The following is a 23,479-nucleotide window of genomic DNA, read 5'->3' as shown; positions in this document are numbered from 1 at the left end:
CGTGCTCGTCAGACCTTAGACCAGGACACGGACTGTCCCGCAGGGGTGACGGTGACCTCGAACCGGTCCAGCGCGGGGGCACCGTCGCCACGCCATCTGGTGACGTACGCGGCGATGTCATCCCACAGGCGTGCGGGTCCTCCTTGGCGCACGGTCCAGGCCCCGCGGTCGTCCTGAGCGAGTGCGGCCCATGCGCCGGCGGCTACATCGAGTAGGACGTGTTCGGTGCGGCCGTTGCGTTCCAGACTGAACCGCTGCGCCCGGGGTGCGGCGAGCTGGGCGACGAAGCGCGTGTTCCAGTCGTCCAGAACGGCCGCCCCGATCTCGGTGGGCTGCTCATCTGCGGCGTCCAGGTCGGGGAGTGTGCCGAGTTCGGGCGGCAGGTGCGGGCGCGCGAGCATGAAGGAGATCTGCCCCCCGAGGAACGGGCCGCGGGCGGTTCCGTCGTCGCCGACGGTCAGTCGGGCGAGTTCGGAGGAGTACAGCCAGCCGCACAGGGTGGCCAGGATGAAGCCGCCGGGTTTGGTCTGCTCCACCCACGCGTACGGCAGATCGAGCACGCCGCAGGTGGCAATGGTCCGGTCGTACGGGGCGCTGTCGGGGTGACCGGCAAGGCCGTCACCGACGACGAGTTCGGGGAAGTAGCCGCCGGTACCGAGAGCCACGGACGTGGACACGGACACGTCCCGGTCTACCTCTTTGGAGGTCACGAGGTGATCGCCGAGGCGCGCGCTCAGGAGGCCGGTCGAATAGCCGCTTCCGATCTCCTGCACCCGGTGGCCGTCTTCAACGCAGAGGTCTTCGAGCATCCGCACCACCAGAGACGGCATCGTGCGCGAAGAGGTCGGGGCTCGCATGATCGTGCCGTGGATGTCCCGCGGGACGATCGTCCCGGCGATCTGTGTCACAAGGGAATCATCCTCGTAGCAGCGTGCCAGCCAGCGGGGATCATCCGGCATGACCGGGCGCCACGCGGTGGGGCCAGGGCCGTCGACCCGATCGAAGAACCCGCCGCGCAGGTACTCATGCCGGGTGACGGTTTCCACCGCTACCCTCCACGGCGCAGTGCGGAGATGTCCACTGGCGGCAAGGCGTTCGGCCAGGTGCAGCCGTAGCATCTTGTCGTCGGTCACGTCGTCGTCTTCCTCTCCAGCAGATCAGCCATGGCCGCGACCATGGGGAGCCCGGTTTCCGGCTCCAGCCACGCCCACTGACCGGACGGGTTGCACTCCAGGAACCACCATTGCCCCTCGGCGTCCACGGCGAAATCAAAAGCGCCGAAGACGAGACCGAACAGGGACAGGTACCGGTACAGGGACGCCGTCAGGCCCAGCGGCGGCTCTACGAGGGTGTAGGTGAGCCGGTCGTAGTCGGTGCGCCAGTCCAACAGGTCCGAGCCGATGCGGACGGTGAACACGTGATCGCCGATGACAGTCACGCGGACGTCGGCCACCTTGTCGACTCGCTCCTGGAAGAGGTGGGCGGTGCCGGACACGGAATCGTCGATCTCGTCGGCGGTGACCTCGTCGACCTTCACCGTGCATGAGACACCGTCGTCGTTGCGATAGAGCGGAGCCGACAACGGCTTGTAGATGACCGGTCCGCCGGCCGCCTTGATGAAAGCGCGGGCCGCGTCCGGGGTGGAGGTGAGCAGCGTTGGGGGGACGGTGAATCCGGCGGTGACGGCGGCGGCGAGACCGGAGGGCTTGAACTCGGCGTCACCGATGCGGTGCGGGTGGTTGACGTACAGGCAGCCGGGGAGGGAGGCGAGGACGCCGCCGAGCCCGTAACGGGCCTGTGTGACGGCGAACCGGGCTGTCTGCTCGTCCAGGTGCGGGAAGGTGAAGCCGGAGGGGCGCCGGTAGTACAACGAGCGCACGGCGGCGAGATCCGCGGTGCGCGTCGGTGTGGTGAGGGTACCCGTCAGCCCCTCGCTGGTGATGTTGGCCGCGAACGACAAGGTGGCGGGGAAGTCCCCGGAGTCGAACCGCACGACCGGGACACCCCGGCCGTGCAGCTCGCCAATCACCAGGTCGGTCGTGGGGTCGTCCAGGTTGGTGACGACCAGAACCGGACCTGTGCGGGTCACTGGTCGCCGTCGTTCCCGGTGTCCTGGTCGCCACCACCGGAGCCGCCCCCGCTGGACCCGTCGGAGGGATTGCCGGTGTTGGTGGGCGGGTTGGTGCCGGTGCTGGTGCCGTGGCCGGGCATCATGACCGGCTGCCCGGACCCGTCGAAGTACCGCGCGGTCTGCGTGGCCGGGTCCAGCTCGGTGCGCGCGTATCCGGGGGTGAACTCCGGGTAGGGGGCCATGCGCTGAAGCCCCCAGGGGGCCCGCGTGAAGTGGCCCGAGGGAAGCGGGCTTCCGTTCGGAAGCCGGTCGGAGTGCACAAACAAAGTGGTTCCTCCTTCGCTGCCTTTCAGAACCCTGCCGTGGACCCGGCAGGGAGTCTTGGGGGCGGGCCCCGCTCGGGGTGAGGCGCCCGCCCGGTTCCCCGCGCGGCCGGTCTTGCGTGGCCAATTACCGCGCGGGAGCTTGGGGCCGTCCCGGACCGGCGGGCGGGCGTGGGAGAGGCCCGCGGCCCGGGACGGAGTTGGACCGGCGAGGGCCGGGGTTGTGACGTCCGGCCCGGCCCTCGCCGGGGTCTACAAGGGGTGCAGCAGCACCAGGAGCAGCGCGGCCGAAACTCCTGCGAGGGCCCAGGTCTGCCACCAGGCCCACCGCGGAGCCCCGCCGCGGCGGTGCCGCCGTCTGCGTCTACCGGTCACGGCCGCACTCCGAAGTGGCACGTGTGACCCTCCGCGCGGTCGGGGACCGCGAGGGCCGCAGGTTCCGCTGTCAAGAAGTCGGGGCGCGAGGCCGACGCGGGTGCAGCACGTGCGTCTGCGATCTGCGGGGCGAGGATCGCCGCCGGTGGGGCCAGCCCGAGGAGCGCCAGGACGCCGACGGCTAAGCCGGGACGGCTCGGCGGTTCGGTGCGTGCGTGGGCCCCCCTCACATGTCCGCCTTCAGCTCGGTCCAGACGGTTTTTCCGATGTGTGACGGCTGCACCAGCCAGCGGGCCGACAGGGCAGTCACCACCGCGAGCCCGCGGCCGTCCTCAGCGCCGTCGGACGCCTTTCGGGGCATGATGTGGCGACCGGACGAGTCCGCGACCGATACCCACACCGTTCCCGGGTCGGGACGTTCCAGCGTCAGGCGGCAGCGGCCCGGGTCATCCGGAGGTGCGCACGCCGGGCGGGCGTGCCGCACCGCGTTCGTGACCAGCTCCGATACGACGAGAACGACGTCATCTGTCATGTCTTCCAGGCCCCAACATGCCAGCGTCGTGCGGACGCTCTGCCGCGCCACCGACACCGACGACGGGTAGAGCGGGAGAGTCTGCGCGTACCCCGGCACCGTTCCCGTCAGCGGTTGCAGCGCTGACGGTCTGGGGGGAGCGGTAATGGTCATCATTGCCTCGCGCTCGGGGTCGGTTCGGTCCCGTCCGATCCCTAGGGGCGCGGGATCGGACGGGACCATGCGGGGCCCGCGTCAGGTCGACGCGGTGGTGCCTCAGAGTCCGCCAACACTGGGAGTCATCGCCAGGTCGCACTAGGTGTCATCTTGCGCTCTTTCAGGTGGCCCGGGCAGCGCGCGGGTAGCGTCAACGTGTCATGTGCGCTGAGGGTGTTGCGCCGCGAGGGGGTTGGCGCTCCCCTTCCAGTGAGGGAAGCGCCGGCGCGAGCGCGCCGAAGACCAGGGGGCGACATGAGTAACACGGCTCGGACGCTGCTGAAGGTCTTAGTGGATCAACGTCGGTGGCGTTACCGGGACTTCGAGCGTGCATTCCGCCGCGCGGCTGCTCAGACACTTGATGAGGCGTCGCGGAATCTGACCGTGTCCGAGGCGCAGTTCCGCCGCTGGACGGGCGGGAAGGTGCAGACCCTTCCAGGTCCGGAGGCGTGCGCAGTGCTCGAGCACATGTTCGGAGTCGACGCAGCAGCGCTGTTCGATGCGCCTCCCTCTGTGGCACCCGTACCCGCCTTCAACCTGGAAGACGAAATTGCCATGACTGCACGTGACGCCCAGAGCGAGGCCGCCGACGCCGCCGCTGCTTCCATCTCGGATACCGCCCTTGATCAACTGCGAGACGATGTGGCCACATTGGCGCGCACGTACAGCACGAAGGCCCCGTTCGACGTGTTCAAGGAGGCCCGGCGGCTGCGCGAGGACGCCGAGAACGCCCGCGGCCGGACGCAGATCCCGGCGCAGTCGCAAGAGCTGTTGATCGTGGCCGGGCAGGCGTGCGCGCTGCTGGCCACGGCCGCATTCGATCTCGGCTCCCTGGACGGCGCTAGGCGCCTGTGCCGGTCGGCTGCCCTGTACGGGGAGACCGCCCGGTTCGATCCGCTGCGCGCGTTCGCCGGTGGGACGCTCGCCTATATCGCCTACTTCCAGGAACAGCCGGCGGAGGCAACACGGCTGGCACGGCACGCGCAGGTGTTCACCGGTTTGGGGGATGTGGCACGGCGCAGGCTCGCGGCGATCGAGGCCCGCGCGTTCGGCTACCTCGGTGACCCGGTCTCGGCACAGCGGGCGTTGGACGCCTCGCAGGCCGACGGCCAGGGAGTGACGGACGATCTCCACGACGACGTGGCCGGGGAGTTCGGGTTCACCGTCGAGCGGCTGGCCATGTCGAACAGCTCGACCTGTCTCCTGCTCGGCGACGGGGGCCAGGCGGAGGCCGCGGCCGTTCGGGCGCTGAAGCTGGCCGCTGCGCGGCCGGCGGCACTGCGTTCGGCCCGGGTGGTCGGCGGGGCGGCTGCGGATCTGGCAGCCGCCCGGCTGCTGCGCGGGGACCTGGACGGCGCGGCCGATGCCCTCGAACGCGTGTGGGTGGTGCCGCGGGACCAGCGCGCTACCGGGCTGCTGACCCGAACGGCCCGGGTACGGCACGCCCTGACCGGCCAGCGGTACAGGGGCGCGGCGCTCGCCGGGGAACTCGGCGAGCGTATCGAAGACTTCACCCGCATGTCCGCGCAGCATCAGCTAGGAACCGGCGGCGCCCCGCTCGCGCTGGAAGGCTGACCCGCGCCGTCAGCCGGTCGCCCCCGGGAGAAAGGCAATGATCTTGGCCTCTTTCTCGGGGGCGATACCGTGTTCGGCCCACCGCGGATGCGCGACGGGCCGCCCGTCGGACCGGAGCCACGCCCAGGTGTCGGCGATCGTCTCGCCGAGCGGGCGGCAACGCAGACCGGCGGCGACGGCCCGGGAGGAGTCGACGGCCCACACCCCGGCGTGCGTGCGCCACAGGGGCATTTCCGTCCACTGCCTGACGCTGTGGCGGTCGAGGTCTTCCGGGGACGCCCACACGGGGCGTCCGGTGCCACCGGTCACGGTCAGACAGACGGTGATGAACTCGGCGAATGTCAGGCCCTGGGGGTGGGCGACGTTGAAGGCCGCGCCGGCATCTTCGGCGGCGGCCTGGTCCAGGGCGAATGCAGCGACGTCGCGGACGTCGACCGGCTGAATCTGCCGGTTGGCCGGAGACGGCGCGAGGAGGGGGCCGCCGCGCTCGGCGCGGGTCAGCCACCAGGGCAGGCGGCCGATGTATTCGCCGGGACCGAGGATCACGCCGGGGCGCAGGAACACCGCCCGGTCTCCGAGCGCTTCGGATACGGCCCGCTCGCCGCCCGCCTTCTGGAATCCGTACTTCGTGGGCGAGCCGTCCTGGCCGGTGTGGCCGAACGCGTCGTCGGCGTCCGGCGGGCAGTCGAGCAGCGCGGACGCCTCGGTGAGCGCACGGTGGGGCCAGTCGGCATAGACGGACACGGTGGAGATGTGCACCCACCTCCCGACCTGACCGGACAGAGCCCGCGCGGCGAGAAGGACGTCACGGGGCGGCAGTTCCGAACTGGACGTGTCCACCACCCCATCCCAGGGACCGGCGGCAGCAAGGCGCGCGAGGTCCGCGGCGTCTGTCCGGTCTCCCTGGACGGCCTCCGCTCCGGGCACATCGGGACCGGAACGGCCCCGGTTGAACGTCGTCACCTCCCACCCGCGTGCCAGTGCGCCGGCAACCACCTCTTTGCCCAGGAACCAAGTACCACCAAGAACGAGCATCCTCATGGGCTCTGATTCTGCCTGGCACAGCGGCGAGCCGTTCCCTCCGTCGGTCACGCCGCAGCGGACTCCGTGACCAGGACCAGAGACGCGACCGGGGCCGGGTAGCCCATGACCTCTGCCCACCCGGGCAAGCGCTCGCCCCACCGCCAGGCGCTCGCCGTCGTGGCGACGGCGGCGGGCGTCATGGCGTGCGCGCCGGACCCACCGGCCCGTCAAAAGCCGTGCTGGTGGCCCGGGAGTGGGTGGACGAGACCGCCTGGCTGCTCGGCGCCCCGCTGGCCACTGCGGCCGTCGTCTCCGCTTTGTGGGCCGGGCCCATATGGACCGCCGTCACGGTGGCGGGGCTTGCAACCGCCGCCGGTAGCGCTCGCGGAACTCCTCCTCCGGGATGCGGGGTGTCACCCATGAGCGGGTCGCCCTCGCGGCGCGCGGGTGGTGGCGCCGCGGGGGCGGTGGGCCCGTCAGACCTGCTTCAGGCCGGGGTTCCCGGCCTCGCTGGCGAACGACGCCGCCGTGGTGAGCGGCGCGTCCGGGGTGGTGACCGCGGAGACCGTCTTGTAGTCGGCCCGTGCCCGCTCCTCGTCCAGCGAGACCGTCACATAGCCGCGCCGGCCGTTGTAGAACTTCATATGCGGGTTCGCGGCCAGGTACGTGGCCCAGTTGTCGGGCTTGTCGGCGCCGTCCTTGCCGCTGGTGATGGAGGTGCCGACGAACTCCACGCCCAGGGTCCGGGAGCCCGGGTCGTCGAAGTCCTTCTTGATGTCGAAGGCGTAGTGCACATGGACATCGCCGGTGAGCACCACGAAGTTCTCCAGGCCCGCCTGCTCCACACCGGCCAGGATCCGCTCGCGGGAGGCGGGGTAGCCGTCCCAGGAGTCCATGGAGAGCTTGGAGCGCGCGGCGGTGGTGTTCTTCCGCTGGGAGAAGGTGACCTGCTGCGGCAGCACGTTCCAGGTGGCGGTGGAGCTCTTGAAGCCGTCGAGCAGCCAGCGCTCCTGGGTGGCGCCGGTGAGGGTGCGCGCGGGGTCCTCGGACTCCGGTCCCGGGTACTGCCAGCCGTCGCCGTACGCCTGGTTGGAGCGGTACTGCCGGGTGTCGAGGATGTCGAACTGGGCCAGCTTGCCGTAGTGGAAGCGGCGGTAGAGCCGCATATCGGCGCCGGCCGGCCGCTGCGGCATCCGCAGCGGCATGTTCTCCCAGTACGCGCGGTAGGCGGCGGCCCGGCGGATCAGGAACTCCTCGGACGGGCTGCCGTTCTCGTCGATGTCGCCCGCGTAGTTGTTCTCGGTCTCGTGGTCGTCCCAGGTGACGTACCAGGGGAAGGCGGCGTGGGCGGCCTGGAGGTCCTCGTCGGACTTGTAGAGCGCGTAGCGCAGCCGGTAGTCCCCGAGGGTCATCGTCTCCTTGTTGAACACCGCGGGGAGGGTGCGGTCGGTGTAGTTGCGGGCGCCGCCCGCGGCGCCCACCGCGTACTCGTACTGGTAGTCGCCCACGTGGAAGACGGCGTCCAGGTCCTCGTTCGCCAGATGGCCGAAGGCGGTGAAGTAGCCGTCGTGGTACGCCTGGCAGGAGACCAGACCGAAGCGGACGTCCTGGACCTTGGCGCCCGGGGCCGGGGTGGTGCGGGTGCGGCCCACCGGGCTGGTCCAGCTCCCGGCCTTGAAGCGGTACCAGTAGACACGGTCCGGATCGAGCCCCTTGGCGTCCACGTGCACCGTGTAGTTGAACTCGGCGTGCGCGGTGACGGTGCCCCGGTGGGCGACGCGCTGGAACCTCTCGTCGTGGGCGATCTCCCAGTCGACCGTGGCGGTGCCCTCCTCGGGCAGCCCGTTCCCCGGCTCGTACGGGCGGGGCGCCAGCCTGGTCCACAGCACGACGGAGTCGTGCAGCGGGTCGCCGGAGGCCACGCCGAGCGTGAAGGGGTTGTCGGCGAGCGCCCGCGGAGACACCTGCGCGGCGTGGGCGCCGGGCAGGTTGGTGGTGAAGGCGAGGGCGGCCGCGGCCCCTGTCACGGTGAGAAAGCGGCGGCGCCCGGGACGTGCGGCCGCGGCTCGTATGGCGCGCTGATGCGAGTCATGTGCCATGTGCTCTCCCCTGGCTCGTGGCCGGCTCGTGGTGTCACAGGCATTGGAGTGGCAGGGGACGGCCGGCCGTTTGCTTGCACACGACATCGATATGACCGCTGGGTGAGGTCCGTTTCCGGAAGGGACCTTTGCGGCGAATCGCCTCGGGTGGACAGGGAACTGACGTGGCGTACGCTGCCGGGCCATGAGCGACGGTCGTGTGTCGGTGGTGTCGAAAGTGGCGGTGGTGACGGGCGCGGGCTCCGGGATCGGCCGGGCGGTGGCGCTCGAACTCCTGGAGGCGGGCTGGTCGGTGGTGCTCGCGGGGCGCCGCGAGGAGGCCCTGGCCGAGACGGCGCGGCTGGCCGGTGGCGGGCCGCCGGCCCCCGTGGTGCCGACGGACGTGGCCGACCCGGCGCGGGTGGACGCGCTCTTCGCGGCGGTGCGGAAGCGGTTCGGACGGCTCGATCTGCTGTTCAACAACGCGGGCAGCTTCGGCCCGCGCGGCGTACCCCTGGAGGATCTGCGCCACGAGGACTGGCGGTCGGTGGTGGACACCAATCTGACGGGCGCGTTCCTGTGCGCGCAGGCGGCGTTCCGGCTGATGCGCGATCAGGAGCCCCGGGGCGGACGGATCATCAACAACGGCTCCGTCTCGGCGCACGCCCCCAGGCCGGACAGCGTGGCGTACACCGCCACCAAACACGCCGTCACCGGGCTCACCAAGTCGCTGTCGCTGGACGGGCGCCGGTACGACATCGCCTGCGGGCAGATCGACATCGGCAACGCGGCGACCGAGATGACGGAGCGGATGTCCGTCGGTGTGCCGCAGGCGAGCGGGGAGCTGGTGGCCGAGCCCGTGATGGACGTCGCGGACGTGGCGCGCACGGTGCGGCACATGGCGTCGCTGCCCCTGGCGGCCAATGTGCAGTTCGCGACGGTCATCGCGACGGCGATGCCGTACATCGGCCGCGGCTGACGGATGAGGGAACGTCACCCGTCGTAGATAACCCTCCGGTTGTGGAGATAATGTGAGGATGCGGGCATTTCACCCCATCGGCACAGCGGCCCCGAAGCCCTGGCCGGGACGATGCCCTCGCTCACCCCCGGACTGTTCGGCACCCGCTCCATATGGCAGGGTCGTCTTCACCGCGCCACAGCATTCACCGCCGCCCCACCACCGCCATCCGAACGAAGAGAGACCGCCGTGCGTTCTCTGCCGCTCACCTTGGTCGCCCGTCTGCTGCCCGTCGCCGTCCTCGCCGCCGCGGGGGTGGCCATGACGACGTCGAACGACTCGAACGAGGGCGCCGCCCCGGCGGGCCCCTCCCCACAGACCTCGGCCCCGGCCACCGGCGCCGCGGCACCGCGCTACACCAACCCGCCCGCGGAGGCGTGCGCCACTCTGCCGGAGTCGATGATCAAGGACCTGGTGCCGGGCGCCAAAACGGCCGGGAACGAGCTGAAGTCCAGCGACCTCAGCCGCCGCACGGGCTGCTCCTGGCACGCCCTGGACGGCTTCGACTACCGCTGGCTGGACATCGCCTACGACGTCAAGACAGTCGCGGGGCAGCACAGGAGCGAGGGCGGCAGCGCGGTGCCCGGCCTCGGCGACGACGCGTCGGTGACCGAGAAGACCACCAAGGACGACGACCAGGGCATACGGGAAGCCGTGGTGACCGTCCACCAGGACAACGCCACGGTCACCGTGACCTACAACGGCGGCGACTTCGAGAGCCACAAGGCCGCGGACGGCGATGAGATCCGTAAGGGCGCCATCGGCGCGGCCAAGAAGGCGGTCACGGCGCTCGACGGCTGACGGCCCGGGGCCCGGCCGCCGTTCAGGCGGTCTTTGATGAACATCAGCCGTACGGAAGTGTTCTTCCGGGTGAACGGTTACGATCGCGGGCATCGCAACCGAGCCCTGGAGTCCCACCGTGTCCGCCGTCACCGAACCGCGCCTGGGTATCGCCGTCCTCACCATGGGCAACCGGCCCAGAGAGGTGGCCGCCCTGCTGGAGTCGGTCGCCAAGCAGGACGTGCCCCCGGCCCGCGTCGTGGTCGTCGGCAACGGCTCCCCGCTCCCGGAGCTCCCCGCCGGGGTGACCGCGGTCGAGTTGGCGGAGAACCTCGGGGTCTCGGGCGGCCGTAACGCCGCCTGGCGGCGGCTGCGCGAGTTCGGCGACGTGGACGTCCTGATCGACCTGGACGACGACGGGCTGCTGGTGGACGCCGACGTCTTCCGCGGGGTGCGCGATCTGTACGCCGAGGACCCGCGCCTGGGCGTCGTGAGCTTCCGCATCGCCGACGAGACAGGCGAGACCCAGCGCCGCCACGTACCCCGGCTGCGCGCGTCCGACCCGATGCGCGGCGGCGAGGTGACCACCTTCCTCGGCGGCGGCCACGCCCTGTCGATGGCGATGCTGGAGCAGATCGGCGGCTGGCCGGACGAGTTCTTCTTCACCCATGAGGAGACCGACCTGGCCTGGCGGGCGCTCGACGCGCGCTGGAAGGTCCTCTACGCCCCCGAGCTGCTGCTCCAGCACCCCAGGACCTCCCCCGCCCGGCACGCCGTCTACCACCGGATGACCGCCCGCAACCGGGTCTGGCTGGCCCGCCGCCATCTGCCACTGCCGCTGGTCCCGCTCTACCTGGGCACCTGGACGCTGCTCACGCTGGCCCGCACCCGCTCCCTCACCGGGCTGCGGGCCTGGGCGGGCGGCTTCATGGAGGGCCTGCGCACCACCTGCGGCCGGCGCCGCCCGATGCGCTGGCGCACGGTGTGGCATATGACCAAACTGGGCCGCCCGCCGGTCATCTGACGGCCCGGCGTGCACCCGTGACCGACCGCCCCTACCGGGCGGCCAGCCCCAGGGCGGGGAAGACCGACGCCTCCAGGAAGCGGGTCAGATACTCGCGGTCGGCGGGCACGCCCTCGAGCAGGGGACGGACCCGCATCGCGCCGATCAGCTGGGTGGGGACGAACTCGACGGCCGGGTTGTCCGCGGCCACCTCGCCGCGCTCCACGCCCCGGCGGACCATCGCCTGGATCGTCTTGACCTCGTGCTCGATCAGCGCGGCGCGCAGCGCCTGGAGCAGATCGGGGTTCTGGAGCGCGGCGTGCCCGAGGGCGTACACCAGCGCGGTGTCACCGCCGCACACCTCCCCCGCCTCCCCCACCGCCGCGGCGACCGCGCGCAGATCGCCCGCGAGGGAGCCGGTGTCGATGCCTCCCAGCTCGAAGGGGCGCTTGCACGAGCGCAGCGCGGCGACGACGAGCTGGGGTTTGGTGCACCACTGCCGGTAGAGGGTGGAGCGGCTGGCGCGGGTGCGGGCGGCGACGGCCTCGATGGTGAGCGCCTCATAGCCGCCCTCCTGGAGCAGATCGAGGACCGCTTGGTAGAACTCCTGCTCCCGCTCGGGGCTGATCTTGGAACGGCGCTGCGGCGCGGCCGTCTCCGGGCCTTGCGTCGCCATCGGTACTCCTCCTCGGTCGACCGGGCTCCGGCTCTCCCGACCACGCAGTGTACCGACACACCGGTGTACCGAAACAGGCATGTACCGATACGGCTCTGCACCGGTACACTTCCGTATCGATACGCTTGTGTGCCGATAGTGCCAGGCAGTGCCCAGAGGAAGGCACGGTGGATGAATCCGACCGTCATAGCCGTCGCGCTCGCGCTCGCCTCGGCCGTCGCCTACGCGACCGCGGCCGTGGCCCAGGAGCGGCTGGCCGCCGTCGGCCACCCGGGCCGCATGCCACGGCTGCTGCTGCGCGGCGCCTGGTGGGGAGCGGTCGGCCTCAACTCCGGCGGTGCCCTGCTGCATGTGGCCGCGCTGCGGTACGGACCCCTCACCCTGGTCCAGCCGCTCGGCGCGCTGACCCTGGTCGCGGCCGTCCCGCTGGGCGCGCGGCTCGCGGGGCGACGGGTGGTCCGGGACGAGTGGCGGGGCATGGTCCTCGCGCTGCTCGGGCTCGGCGCCCTGCTGCCGGTCACCGCCGGGGAGACGCCGAGCCGTACGCTCAGCCTGCCGCAGGCGGTCGCGCTCGCCGCCGTCGTCCTGGCGTTCCTCGGGCTGTGCGTCCGGCCGGGGCGCACCGGGCGCGGAACGCCGGGCCGGGGGCTGCGGTACGCCACCGGGTCCGGGGTCGCCTCCGGCGTCGCCTCGGCGCTCACCCAGACCCTCACGGTCGCGCTCGCCGACTCCCGGGCCCCCGAGGCGGCCCTGGTGTCCTGGCGGACCGTGGTCGTGGCCGTCCTGGTCGCGGTCTTCGCGGTGAGCGGTCTGCTGCTCGCCCAGAGCGCCTACGGCAGCGGCCTCGGCGCACCGCTCGCCACCCTGACCCTCGCCAATCCGGTGGCCGCCGCCGCCATCGGGATCGTCCTGCTGGACGAGCGCTTCCGGGGCGGCCCGGCCGGCTGGGCCCTGGCCGCAGCGGGCGCGGCGGCGGCCGCCCGCGGGGTGGTCCTGCTCTCCCGGGCCCCCGGGGCGGGCGTGGCCGCGCGCGGGGACGCCATGGGCGAGGCGGCGATGGGCGTAAGCGAAGCCCCGGCTGCCGCGAGCGAGATCCCCGGGGCCGCACGGGAGCCCGCCATGGCCCTACGCGAGACCCCGGCGGCCGTACGAGAGACCCCCGTGGCCGTACGCGACACCGCCGTGGTCATCCGCGGGCCCCGCGTGCGGGACGCCGTACGGGACGCCGCCGTACACGAGACCGCCGTACGGCAGGTCCCCGTACGGGACGATCTCGCGCCCGGGGAGGCCGCGCGCGAGCCCGCCGCCGTCCCCTGGGAGCCGGTGCCCACGCCCCCGTGATCCCCGGGGCGTCGCCGGGCCCGCCGCCGTAAGGTTGACCGCATGGTGGACGCGAACGTGTCGACCTCGGCCGAGACCGCTGAGCAATTGCTGGAGGAGCTCCTCAGTGCCACCCATGAGGCGTCACCGACGGAGCTCCCGTTGGCCCTGGACCGCTACACCGAGGCCATGGGCATGGGCCGGACGGTCATCTACCTGATCGACCTCCAGCAGCGGATGCTGATGCCGCTCGACGAGGACGAGCCGCGCATGGGGCTCGACGACACCCTGGCCGGTTTCGCCTACCGCACCGACTCGGTGCGGATCGAGGAGGCGGGCGCGGGCGGGCTGACCATATGGCTGCCGCTGATGAACGGCGCGGAGCGGCTGGGGGTGCTGAAGCTGCGGCCGGCCTCCCTGGACGGGGTCATGCTCGCGCGCTGCCGGATGCTGGCCTCGCTCCTCGCCCTGATCATCACGTCCAAGCGGACCTATATCGACACCGTCGCGCAGTACACCCGCACCCGAACGATGAAGCTGCCCACGGAGATGCTGCGGGCCTTCCTCCCACCCCGCTCCATCGGCACCGGCCGGGTGGTCTCGACGGCCGTCGTGGAGCCCGCGTACGAGCTGGGCGGCGATGCCTTCGACCATTCGTTCACCGAGGACGTCCTGCACGCCACGATCCTCGACGCCATGGGCCACGACCTGGCGTCCGGGCTGACCACCTCCGTGGCGATGGCGGGCAGCCGCAACGCCCGGCGCACCGGAGCCGATCTGGAGGCCCTGGTCACCACGGTGGACGAGGCGCTGGCCAAATGGCTTCCGGACCAGTTCTGCACGGGCGTCTTCCTCCGGCTGCACATGCCCAGCGGAGTGCTGCGCTGGGCCAACTGCGGCCACCCCACCCCGCTGGTCATCCGCCATCGGCGGCTGCTGGACAAGGAGCTGGAACGGACCGCCGAACCGCCGCTGGGGCTGCCCGCGTGGCTGTCGGACACTCCCCGCCGGGTCCATGAGACGGCCCTGGAGCCCGGTGACCGCGTCCTGCTCTACACCGACGGAGTCGTGGAGTCGCGCGACGAGGAAGGCGAGCAGTTCGGCCTGGAGCGCTTCGCCGACCACATCATCCGGTCGACGGCCGCCGGGCAGAACGCCCCCGAGGTGCTCCGCCTGCTCATCCACGCGATCCTCGACCTCCGGCACCGCGAACTCAGCGACGACGCCACGATCTTGATGATCGAGTGGCATCCACCGGGTCCATGAGCCACATCCGTCGAGACGATCTCCGATGACGACACCCCCCGACCCCACCGCCCCCCGGGTCCGGCCGGACCCCACGCCCGGCGCCCCCGGCCTCGCCACCGCCACGGTCGACGACCACGGTGTGCTGACCGGGTGGAGCGAGGGCGCGCGGCGGCTGCTGGGCTACCGCGCCGAGGAGGTCGTGGGGCGGGCGGCGGCGGAGCTGCGCGCCGGGACGGCCGGCGGGGGCGCCGGCGGGGGCGCCGGGCCGTGCCTGGCGGACGGGCCCCGCTGGAGCGGACGGGTCGCGGTGTGCCACCGGGACGGCCATCAGGTGGAGGTCGAGCTGCTGGCCCACCGCGGTCCGCTGGACGACGGATCCATGGGCTGGCTCCTGGTCTCCGCCGCGCCCGGGGAACCGTCCGCCCATGAGCCGGGGGCGCCGGAGGACCGCGCGTTCGCCCACTGCCCGTGCGTGCTGGCGCTCTTCGACACGGACCTGCGGCTGGCGCGGGCGAACGCCGATATGCAGGCCGCCACCGCCCGCAGCGAGGAGCAGATGCGCGGGCTGCGGCTGACCGAACTGGTGGGTCACGGGGAGAGCGACCGGGTCGAGCAGGCCATGCGGCGGGTGCTGGAGAGCGGCGAACGGCTCGAGCTGGAAACCGATCTGCGGGCGCCGGGCGAGAGCCGTACGCACGCCTGGTCGGTCTCCCTGGCCCCGCTGCGCAACGAGACCGGCGCGTTCCACGGCGTGTGCTTCGCGGCCCGCGACACCACCGCCGAGCAGGACGCCCGGCAGCGGCTGCTGCTGCTCAACGAGGCGGGCGCGCGGCTGGGCAGCACCCTGGACCTGGACCGGATCACCCAGGAGCTGGTCGAGGTGGCGGTCCCCCGGTTCGCCGACTTCACCGGCGTCGATCTGCTCACCTTCCTGCACCGGGGTGACGAGCCCCCCACCGGGCCGCTGCGCCAGCCCATCACCCTGCGCCGGGCGGCCCACCGGTCCATCCTCGAGGGCACCCCGGAGGCGGTGCCCGACATCGGCGACCTGGCCACCCACCCCGAAGGCTCCCCCACGGCGAGGGCCCTGATCGAGGGCCGGGCGGAGCGGCTCCAGATGACCGGGTCACTGCTGAAGAGCTGGGAGGTGACCGACCCCGCCCGGGCCGCCCGGATCCGCGCGCAGGGCACGCATACGGCGATCGTGGTGCCGATGCGCGCCCGCGGGGTCACCCTCGGCGTGGTCCTCTTCGCCCGCCACCGCACACCGGCGCCCTTCAGCGAGGACGACGTACTGCTGGCCGAGGAGCTCACCGCCCGCGCGGCCGTCTGTGTCGACAACGCCCGCCGCTATCTGCGCGAGCGCAGCACGGCCGAAACCCTCCAGCGCAGCTTGCTGCCACAGCGGCTGCCCGAGCTGACCGCGCTGGACCTCGCCTCGCGCTATCTGCCCTCGGGCGCCCGGACCGGGGTGGGCGGCGACTGGTTCGACGCGATCCCGCTGTCCGGCGCCCGCGTCGCGATGGTGGTCGGCGATGTCGCGGGCCGTGGCATCCAGGCGGCCGCCAGCATGGGGCGGCTGCGTGCCGCCGTACGCACCCTGGCCGATATGGATCTGCCGCCCGGTGAGCTGCTGACCCACCTCGACGACCTGGTCATCCGGCTGACCTCGGACGAGAGCCCCGAGAACGACGAGAATCCCGAGAACGTCGGGGCCTTCGGCGCCACTTGCCTCTACGTGGTCTACGATCCGGTCTCCCGCCGCTGCACCGTTGCCGCGGCGGGCCACCCCGCACCGCTGGTGGCCGGTCCGGAGGGCACCGCCGAACCGCTCGCCCTGCCCACCGGTCCACCCCTGGGGCTGGGCGAACTGCCCTTCGAGACCATGGAGACCGAACTGCCCGAGGGCAGTCTGCTCGCCCTCTACACCGACGGTCTGATCAGCGGCCACGACCGTGAGAGCGGCGAGGGGCTGGAGACGCTGCGCGCCGTGCTGAGCCGTCCCGCGCCGTCCCTGGACGCGCTCTGCGACAACGTCCTGCGCGCTCTGCCCCCGACCCATCCCGACGACGACATCGCCCTGCTGCTCGCCCGCACCCGGGCGCTCCACTCCGACCGGGTCGTCACCTGGGACATCCCGGCGGACGCGGCCGCCGTCGCCGAGACCCGCCGGCACACCGCCGAGCAACTGCTCGCCTGGGAGCTGGACAACGCCCTCTTCACCACCGAGCTGATCGTCAGCGAACTGGTGACCAACGCGATCCGCTACGGCTACCCGCCCATCCGGCTGCGGCTGATCCATGACCGCGGCCTCATCTGCGAGGTCTCCGACGCCAGCAGTACGGCGCCCCATATGCGGCGGGCGCGGGTCTTCGACGAGGGCGGCCGCGGCCTGATGCTGGTCGCCCAGATGGCCACGCGCTGGGGCACCCGGCAGGGCACGGACGGCAAGACGATCTGGGTCGAACAGGACCTCTCCACGGACTGAGACCGACCGAAACGGAACGGGGACGGCCCGGCCACCCACCCCCTGTCCCACGGGTGCACTCGGGACGCCGATATTCGACCCCCGGGCGCAGGGACCAGCCACGGCCCGATTTGCCACTATATGAGGCATAGATTCCGTTCACCGATCCCGCTCCCGCGGCCGACCGGGCGATGAGTGCAGCCCATACGGCCGCCCCGGAAGGAGTCGCCATGGCCAAGGCAGTCGGAATCGACCTGGGCACCACCAACTCGGTGATCGCCGCATGGGAAGGCGGTGAGTCCTCGGTCGTTCCGAACTCCGAGGGCAGCCGCACCACCCCGTCGGTGGTGGCCTTCACCGACACCGGTGAACGGCTGGTGGGGCAGCTGGCCCGGCGCCAGGCGATCCTCAACCCCAAGGGCACCATCTACTCGGCCAAGCGGTTCATCGGCCGCCACTACGACGAGGTCTCCGGCGAGGCCAAGGCCGTGGCCTACGACGTCGTCCCGGACGAGCAGGGCCTGGCCCGCTTCAAGGTGCGCGAGAAGCTCTCCTCACCGGAGGAGATCAGCGCCCAGGTGCTGCGCAAGCTGGCCGACGACGCCGGGAAGCAGCTGGGCGAGCGGGTGACCGAGGCGGTCATCACCGTGCCCGCGTACTTCAACGACGCCCAGCGCAGCGCCACCAAGGACGCCGGTGAGATCGCCGGCCTGAAGGTGCTGCGGATCATCAACGAGCCGACCGCGGCCGCCCTCGCCTACGGCTTGGACAAGAAGGGCCACGAGACCGTGCTCGTCTTCGACCTCGGCGGCGGCACCTTCGACGTGTCCATCCTCGACGTCGGGGACGGGGTGGTGGAGGTCCGCTCCACCGCGGGCGACAGCCACCTGGGCGGCGACGACTTCGACCGGCGGCTGGTCGACCACCTCGCCGACAAGTTCCAGCAGGAGAACGGCATCGATCTGCGCCGGGACCCGCAGGCGCTCCAGCGGCTCTTCGAATCCGCCGAGAAGGCCAAGACCGAGCTGAGCTCGGTGACCCAGACCCAGGTCAACCTGCCGTTCATCACCGCGGACGCCTCCGGGCCGAAACATCTGACCGAGACCGTGATGCGGTCCACCTTCGAGCAGATCACCGGCGATCTGGTGGAGCGCTGTCTGGGCCCGGTCCAGCAGGCCATGGCGGACGCCAAGGTCGGCGAGAGCGATATCGACGAGGTGATCCTGGTCGGCGGCTCGACCCGGATCCCCGCCGTACAGGCCCTGGTCCGCCGGCTGACCGGCGGCAAGGAGCCCAATATGAGCGTCAACCCCGACGAGGTCGTGGCCCTGGGCGCCGCGATCCAGGCCGGGGTGCTCAAGGGCGAGGTCAAGGACGTGCTGCTGCTGGACGTCACCCCGCTGTCGCTCGGCGTCGAGACCCGCGGCGGCGTGATGACGAAGATCATCGAGCGGAACACCACCATCCCGGTGCGCCGCACCGAGACCTTCTCCACGGCCGAGGACAACCAGCAGGCCGTCGACATCGTGATCCTCCAGGGCGAGCGCGAGCGGGCCGCCGACAACCGGGTGCTCGGCCGCTTCCAGCTGACCGGCATCCGCCCGGCGCCGCGCGGCGAACCGCAGGTGGAGGTCACCTTCGATATCGACGCCAATGGGATCCTCAATGTCACGGCGCGGGACCGGGACACCGCCAAGGAGCAGTCCGTTCAGATCAGCGAGACCGGCAACCTCGACCGGGGCGAGGTCGAGCGCATGGTCCAGGAGGCCGAGCGCAACCGCGGCGAGGACCAGGCGCTGCGCGAGGCCGTGGACGCGCGCAACGAACTGGACGCCATCGCCTACCAGGTCGAGAAGCGCCTGTCCGAGATGGGCGACGCGGTGCCCTCCCATGAGAGGTCACGTGCCGAGATGCTGGTCGACGACGCCCGCGAGGCGGTCAGGAACCAGGCCGGCGTCGACCGGTCCAGGCCGATGCTCTCCGAGCTCCAGCAGGTCTACGCGGGCCTGGCCGCCCACGAGACGGCCGGTGCGGGCGCGGCCGGTGGCGCGGCGGCCGGTGGGGCCGGGGCGGGCGGCGCCCAGGGCACCGGGGCCGGAGCCGGGCGCGGCGGAGGCGATGAGGACGTCATCGACGCCGAGTTCGACAAGGGCTGACCGAACCGGCCAAAACCGACGAAGGCTGACTGAGAGGCCGCCATGTCCACTCAACCGCAGCAGCCCGAACCGGTGCCGGAGGGCGCCGTGACGGAGCCGGAGCAGGAGCGGGACCTGCCCGCCCCGGACGCCGTGGAGGCGGGCGGGGCGGGCGGGGAGGGCCCCGGCCCGGACGCGGCCGGCGGCCCCGCCCTGGACGAGACCGCGGCCGACGAGCAGGCCGCCGCGCTGGCCGAGCTCGACGACCGCTGGCGCCGCGCGCGGGCCGATCTGGAGAATCTGCGCAAGCGCCACGCCAGGGAGCTGGAGCGGGAGCGGGCCGCCGAGCGGGCCCGTACGGCGGCGGCCCTGCTGCCCGTCATCGACAACCTCGAACTCGCCCTCTCCCACGCCGAGGCCGACCCCGGCTCGATCGTGGAGGGCGTCAGGGCCATCCACGGCCAGGCCGTGGACACCCTGGCCCGGCTCGGCTACGAGCGGCACGGCGAGACGGGCGTGCCGTTCGACCCGGCCCTGCACGAGGTGGTCGGCGTGATCGAGGACCCCGAGGCCGAACCGGGCACCGTGGTCCAGGTGCTGCGCCCCGGCTACGGGGACACCGGCAACCAGCTCAGGCCGGTGGCCGTGGCCGTGGCGAAGCGGGAGTGAGACGGCCATGGCACGGGACTACTACGAGGTGCTCGGCGTCTCACGGGGCGCGAGCCAGGACGAGATCCAGCAGGCGTTCCGCAAGCAGGCCCGCCGCCACCACCCCGATGTGAACAAGGACCCGAACGCGGAGGAGCGGTTCAAGGAGCTCAACGACGCCTACAGCGTGCTCTCCGACCCCGGGACCCGTGCCCGCTACGACCGGTTCGGCGAGGACTTCCGCAAGATCCCCGAGGATTGGGAGGAGCGCGTGGGCACCGGTGCCGGAGGCGGCGGCGGGGGCTTCCGCGGCTGGACGACGGCCGGCGACGGCGGCCGGGTGCGGTTCACCCGCGGCTTCGGCGAGGACGTCGGCGGCGGGGGCGTGGACTTCGAGGACCTGTTCGGCGCGTTCTTCGGCGGCGGCGCGGGGCCGGGCGGACCTGGGCCGGGCGCCGGACGCGTCACCATCCCCGGCGCCGACCAGGAGGCGGAGCTGCCGCTCACCGTCGAGGACGCGTACCGCGGTGGCCGCCGGGGCGTCACCCTGGCCGGGCCCTCGGGGCAGCGCACCTTCGAGGTGAACGTACCGCCGGGCGTCATCGACGGGCAGCGCATCCGGCTGGCCGGGCAGGGCGGCCGGGGCACCGGTGACGCACCGGCCGGGGATCTGTACCTACGGGTGCGGATCCAGCCCCATCCGCGGTTCCGGCTGGACGGCCGGAACGTCCATGTGACGCTCCCGGTGAGCCCCTGGGAGGCCGCGCTCGGCGCGACCGTCCCCGTGCCCACACCCGGCGGCACCGCCAAGGTGACGGTCCCGCCCGGGTCCTCCGGCGGCCGCCGGCTGCGGCTGCGCGGCGAGGGCATGCCCGACCCGCGCGGGACCGACGGCGATCTGTACGCCGAGATCCGCGTCATGGTGCCGCCCAGCCTCGGCGACCGGGAGCGGGAGCTGTTCGAGGAGCTGGGCCGCACCTCCTCCTTCGACCCCCGGAGGGAGCGATGAGCACCCACGCATCCGGAACCGCCACGGCCCACCGGTACGTGCCCGTGGCATCCGTCCACTACGAGCTGGTGCCCGCGCGCAGGCTCTCCCTGGAGACCGTGGCCGGCCGCACCGGGCTCCACCCCGAACTGATCCGGCGCTTCGTCGCCCTCGGCCTGATCGACGCCGAGTACGACGCCGCCGGGCGGCCGGTGTTCGCCCCCGACACCCCGGCGGCGCTGGCCCGCGTCGAGCGGCTGCACACCGGGCTCTGCCTGAACTACGCCTCCATCGGTCTGGTGCTCGATCTGCTCGACCGCATCAACCGGCTCGAAGCCGCACTGCGCCGCAGTGGCGCGAGGAGTGAAGAACCACCATGGACATGAACCGCCTCACCCAGAAGTCCCAGGAAGCCCTCCAGGACGCCCAGACCAGGGCCCAGCGGTACGGCCACACCGAGGTCGACGGCGAACATCTGCTGCTGGCCCTCCTCGACCAGCCCGAGGGGCTCACCCCCCGGCTGATCGGCCAGCTGGGCGCCGACCCGGACGCGGTGCGCACCATGCTGGAGGCGCAGGTGGCCCGCAAGCCCAGGGTCACCGGCCCCGGGGCCACACCGGGGCAGATCTTCGCCACCCAGCGGCTGGCCCAGGTGCTGGACACGGCCGAGCGGGAGGCGAAGCGCCTGAAGGACGAGTACGTCTCGGTGGAGCACCTGGTGCTCGCGCTCACCGAGGAGGGGTCCGCCACCGCGGCCGGGCGGGTGCTCAAGGAGCACGGCGTCACCAAGGAGGCGTTCCTGGGCGCCCTCACCCAGGTCCGCGGCAGCCAGCGGGTCACCTCCGCCAACCCCGAGGTGGCGTACGAGGCGCTGGAGAAGTACGGCCGGGATCTGGTCCTGGAGGCGCGTTCGGGCAAGCTGGACCCGGTGATCGGGCGGGACGCGGAGATCCGCCGGGTGACCCAGATCCTCAGCCGCAAGTCGAAGAACAACCCGGTGCTCATCGGCGATCCGGGCGTCGGCAAGACCGCCATCGTGGAGGGCCTGGCCCAGCGCATCGTCCGCGGCGACGTGCCCGAGGGGCTGCGCGACAAGACCATCTTCGCCCTGGACATGGGCTCCCTGGTGGCCGGCGCGAAGTACCGCGGGGAGTTCGAGGAGCGGCTCAAGGCCGTGCTCGCCGAGGTCACGTCGGCCCAGGGGCGGATCCTGCTGTTCGTCGACGAGCTGCACACCGTGGTCGGCGCCGGGGCCGCCGAGGGCGCCATGGACGCCGGGAACATGCTCAAGCCGATGCTGGCCCGCGGCGAACTGCACATGATCGGCGCGACCACCCTGGACGAGTACCGCAAGCACATCGAGAAGGACGCCGCGCTGGAGCGCCGCTTCCAGATGGTGCTGGTGGACGAGCCGAGCGTGGAGGACACCGTCTCCATCCTGCGCGGCCTGCGCGAGCGTCTTGAGGTCTTCCACGGCGTCAAGATCCAGGACACCGCCCTGGTCTCCGCCGCCACCCTCAGCCACCGCTACATCAGCGACCGGTTCCTGCCGGACAAGGCCATCGACCTGGTGGACGAGGCATGCGCCCGGCTGCGTACCGAGATCGACTCCATGCCCGCGGAACTGGACGAGATCACCCGCCGGGTCACCCGGCTGGAGATCGAGGAGACCGCACTCTCCAAGGAGACCGACGCGGCCAGCCGGCAGCGGCTGGAGGAGCTGCGCCGGGAGCTGGCCGATCTGCGCGCCGAGGCCGACGCCAAGCACGCCCAGTGGGAGGCCGAGCGGCAGTCCATCCGCCGGGTGCAGGACCTGCGCCGGGAGCTGGAGGAGGTGCGCCTCGACGCCGAGGAGGCCGAGCGCGCCTACGACCTGGGCCGCGCCGCCGAACTGCGCTACGGCAGGCTCCAGGAGCTGGACCGCAAGCTGGCCGCCGAGGAGGAACAGCTGGCCACCCGGCAGGGCACGCACCGGCTGCTGCGCGAAGTGGTCACCGAGGAGGAGATCGCCGACATCGTCTCCGCCTGGACCGGCATCCCGGTCTCCCGCCTCCAGGAGGGCGAACGGGAGAAGCTGCTGCGCCTGGACCAGATCCTCCAGGAGCGGGTCATCGGCCAGGACGAGGCGGTCAAGCTGGTCTCCGACGCCATCATCCGGGCCCGCTCCGGCATCCGGGACCCGCGCCGCCCGATCGGCTCGTTCATCTTCCTCGGCCCCACCGGCGTCGGAAAGACCGAGCTGGCCAAGGCGCTGGCCGCCGCGCTCTTCGACACCGAGGAGAACATGATCCGCCTGGACATGAGCGAGTACCAGGAGCGGCACACGGTCAGCCGGCTGGTCGGCGCCCCGCCGGGCTATGTCGGCTACGAGGAGGGCGGTCAGCTCACCGAGGCGGTGCGGCGCAAGCCGTACTCGGTGGTGCTCTTCGACGAGATCGAGAAGGCGCACACCGATGTCTTCAACACTCTGCTCCAGGTCCTGGACGACGGCCGGATCACCGACGCCCAGGGGCGGCTGGTGGACTTCCGCAACACCGTGATCATCATGACCTCCAACATCGGCTCGGTGCATCTGCTGGACGGGGTCACCGCCCAGGGCGAGCTCAAGCCGGACGCCCGGAGCCTGGTGATGAGCGAGCTGCGCGGCCACTTCCGCCCGGAGTTCCTCAACCGGGTGGATGACATCGTGCTGTTCAAGCCGCTCGGCGAACCCCAGATCGAGCGGATCGTGGAGCTCCAGTTCGACGAGTTGCGCAAGCGGCTGGCCGAGCGCCTGATCGCCGTCGAGCTGACCCCGGCCGGCCGTGAGGTCATCGCCCACGAGGGCTATGACCCGGTGTACGGGGCCCGCCCGCTGCGCCGCTTCATCTCCCATGAGGTGGAGACCCTCATCGGCCGCGCCCTGCTGCGCGGCGACATCGAGGAGGGCGCCACCGTCAAGGTGGACGGCCGGCACGGTGAGTTGACGGTCACCTATGAGCGGCGGCCGGAGACCGCGGGACTCGGAAAGGCCGCGTGAGAGCG

Annotated in this window: 19 protein-coding genes; 12 read left to right on the top strand and 7 right to left on the bottom strand. The window is 72.0% G+C overall.

What is annotated here, in order from left to right:
* Positions 1 to 8: 8 nt before the first annotated feature.
* From tgmC to NQU54_RS08405, 4 genes are all read right to left on the bottom strand, one after another.
* The gene (tgmC, locus tag NQU54_RS08420; RefSeq protein ID WP_257630523.1) at positions 9 to 1,133 is read right to left on the bottom strand and encodes an ATP-grasp peptide maturase system methyltransferase; all 1,125 of its coding nucleotides are present in this window, start codon (positions 1,131 to 1,133) and stop codon (positions 9 to 11) included.
* Positions 1,130 to 2,089 (bottom strand): ATP-grasp ribosomal peptide maturase, encoded by a 960-nt coding sequence (gene tgmB / locus NQU54_RS08415; protein ID WP_257630522.1) that lies wholly within the window; start codon positions 2,087 to 2,089, stop codon positions 1,130 to 1,132. Before tgmB ends, tgmC begins: the two co-directional genes overlap by 4 nt.
* Entirely contained in the window at positions 2,086 to 2,397 is a 312-nt protein-coding gene (gene tgmA, locus NQU54_RS08410) for a putative ATP-grasp-modified RiPP (protein WP_257630521.1), read from the bottom strand. Before tgmA ends, tgmB begins: the two co-directional genes overlap by 4 nt.
* A gap of 598 nt (positions 2,398 to 2,995) precedes the next feature.
* Complete coding sequence (locus NQU54_RS08405; RefSeq protein ID WP_257630520.1) at positions 2,996 to 3,457, bottom strand: ATP-binding protein; 462 nt, start codon at positions 3,455 to 3,457, stop codon at positions 2,996 to 2,998.
* Positions 3,458 to 3,751: 294 nt separating this feature from the next.
* Between NQU54_RS08405 and NQU54_RS08400 the strand changes: the two genes are divergently transcribed.
* On the top strand, positions 3,752 to 5,071 hold the full coding sequence (locus tag NQU54_RS08400; RefSeq protein ID WP_257630519.1) for an NsdA family TPR-like regulatory protein: 1,320 nt from the start codon (positions 3,752 to 3,754) through the stop codon (positions 5,069 to 5,071).
* Between the two features lie 9 nt (positions 5,072 to 5,080).
* Here the strand turns inward: NQU54_RS08400 and NQU54_RS08395 are convergent, their stop codons facing one another.
* Both NQU54_RS08395 and NQU54_RS08390 read right to left on the bottom strand, forming a co-directional pair.
* On the bottom strand, positions 5,081 to 6,112 hold the full coding sequence (locus NQU54_RS08395; RefSeq protein ID WP_257630518.1) for an NAD-dependent epimerase/dehydratase family protein: 1,032 nt from the start codon (positions 6,110 to 6,112) through the stop codon (positions 5,081 to 5,083).
* 458 nt (positions 6,113 to 6,570) lie between these two features.
* Entirely contained in the window at positions 6,571 to 8,193 is a 1,623-nt protein-coding gene (locus NQU54_RS08390) for an alkaline phosphatase D family protein (protein ID WP_257630517.1), read from the bottom strand.
* Positions 8,194 to 8,377: 184 nt separating this feature from the next.
* Between NQU54_RS08390 and NQU54_RS08385 the strand changes: the two genes are divergently transcribed.
* The 3 genes from NQU54_RS08385 to NQU54_RS08375 all read left to right on the top strand — a co-directional run bounded on the left by NQU54_RS08385 (position 8,378) and on the right by NQU54_RS08375 (position 10,994).
* Positions 8,378 to 9,151 carry an SDR family oxidoreductase gene (locus NQU54_RS08385; protein WP_257630516.1) on the top strand — a complete coding sequence of 258 codons (774 nt, stop codon included), beginning with the start codon at positions 8,378 to 8,380 and terminating at the stop codon, positions 9,149 to 9,151.
* 228 nt (positions 9,152 to 9,379) lie between these two features.
* Complete coding sequence (locus NQU54_RS08380) at positions 9,380 to 9,991, top strand: hypothetical protein (protein WP_257630515.1); 612 nt, start codon at positions 9,380 to 9,382, stop codon at positions 9,989 to 9,991.
* A 163-nt stretch (positions 9,992 to 10,154) separates the two neighbouring features.
* Entirely contained in the window at positions 10,155 to 10,994 is an 840-nt protein-coding gene (locus NQU54_RS08375; RefSeq protein ID WP_257630628.1) for a glycosyltransferase family 2 protein, read from the top strand.
* Positions 10,995 to 11,025: 31 nt separating this feature from the next.
* Here the strand turns inward: NQU54_RS08375 and NQU54_RS08370 are convergent, their stop codons facing one another.
* Entirely contained in the window at positions 11,026 to 11,649 is a 624-nt protein-coding gene (locus NQU54_RS08370; protein ID WP_257630514.1) for a TetR/AcrR family transcriptional regulator, read from the bottom strand.
* A gap of 171 nt (positions 11,650 to 11,820) precedes the next feature.
* On the opposite strand from NQU54_RS08370, the gene NQU54_RS08365 reads away from it, so the two are divergent.
* From NQU54_RS08365 to clpB, 8 genes are all read left to right on the top strand, one after another.
* Positions 11,821 to 12,990, top strand: coding sequence for a DMT family transporter (locus tag NQU54_RS08365; protein WP_257630513.1), 1,170 nt, complete (start codon positions 11,821 to 11,823; stop codon positions 12,988 to 12,990).
* A 42-nt stretch (positions 12,991 to 13,032) separates the two neighbouring features.
* Positions 13,033 to 14,235 carry a PP2C family protein-serine/threonine phosphatase gene (locus tag NQU54_RS08360; protein WP_257630512.1) on the top strand — a complete coding sequence of 401 codons (1,203 nt, stop codon included), beginning with the start codon at positions 13,033 to 13,035 and terminating at the stop codon, positions 14,233 to 14,235.
* A 25-nt stretch (positions 14,236 to 14,260) separates the two neighbouring features.
* Positions 14,261 to 16,705 carry a SpoIIE family protein phosphatase gene (locus NQU54_RS08355; protein WP_257630511.1) on the top strand — a complete coding sequence of 815 codons (2,445 nt, stop codon included), beginning with the start codon at positions 14,261 to 14,263 and terminating at the stop codon, positions 16,703 to 16,705.
* Positions 16,706 to 16,914: 209 nt separating this feature from the next.
* Positions 16,915 to 18,840 (top strand): molecular chaperone DnaK, encoded by a 1,926-nt coding sequence (gene dnaK / locus NQU54_RS08350; RefSeq protein ID WP_257630510.1) that lies wholly within the window; start codon positions 16,915 to 16,917, stop codon positions 18,838 to 18,840.
* A gap of 42 nt (positions 18,841 to 18,882) precedes the next feature.
* Positions 18,883 to 19,488: a nucleotide exchange factor GrpE gene (locus tag NQU54_RS08345; RefSeq protein WP_257630509.1), complete on the top strand. Its 606-nt coding sequence runs from the start codon at positions 18,883 to 18,885 to the stop codon at positions 19,486 to 19,488.
* Positions 19,489 to 19,495: 7 nt separating this feature from the next.
* Entirely contained in the window at positions 19,496 to 20,476 is a 981-nt protein-coding gene (locus tag NQU54_RS08340) for a DnaJ C-terminal domain-containing protein (RefSeq protein ID WP_257630508.1), read from the top strand.
* Positions 20,473 to 20,841, top strand: a complete 369-nt coding sequence (locus tag NQU54_RS08335) for a chaperone modulator CbpM (protein WP_257630507.1) — start codon at positions 20,473 to 20,475, stop codon at positions 20,839 to 20,841. The genes NQU54_RS08340 and NQU54_RS08335 overlap by 4 nt, the downstream gene beginning before the upstream one ends.
* Entirely contained in the window at positions 20,832 to 23,474 is a 2,643-nt protein-coding gene (gene clpB, locus NQU54_RS08330; protein ID WP_257630506.1) for an ATP-dependent chaperone ClpB, read from the top strand. The genes NQU54_RS08335 and clpB overlap by 10 nt, the downstream gene beginning before the upstream one ends.
* The last annotated feature ends 5 nt before the right edge of the window (positions 23,475 to 23,479 follow it).

The organism is Streptomyces malaysiensis subsp. samsunensis (assembly GCF_024519315.1).
Lineage (GTDB): Bacteria > Actinomycetota > Actinomycetes > Streptomycetales > Streptomycetaceae > Streptomyces > Streptomyces malaysiensis.
Note: the sequence above shows the minus strand (reverse complement) of the source record. Positions and strands in the feature narration are given on the sequence as shown.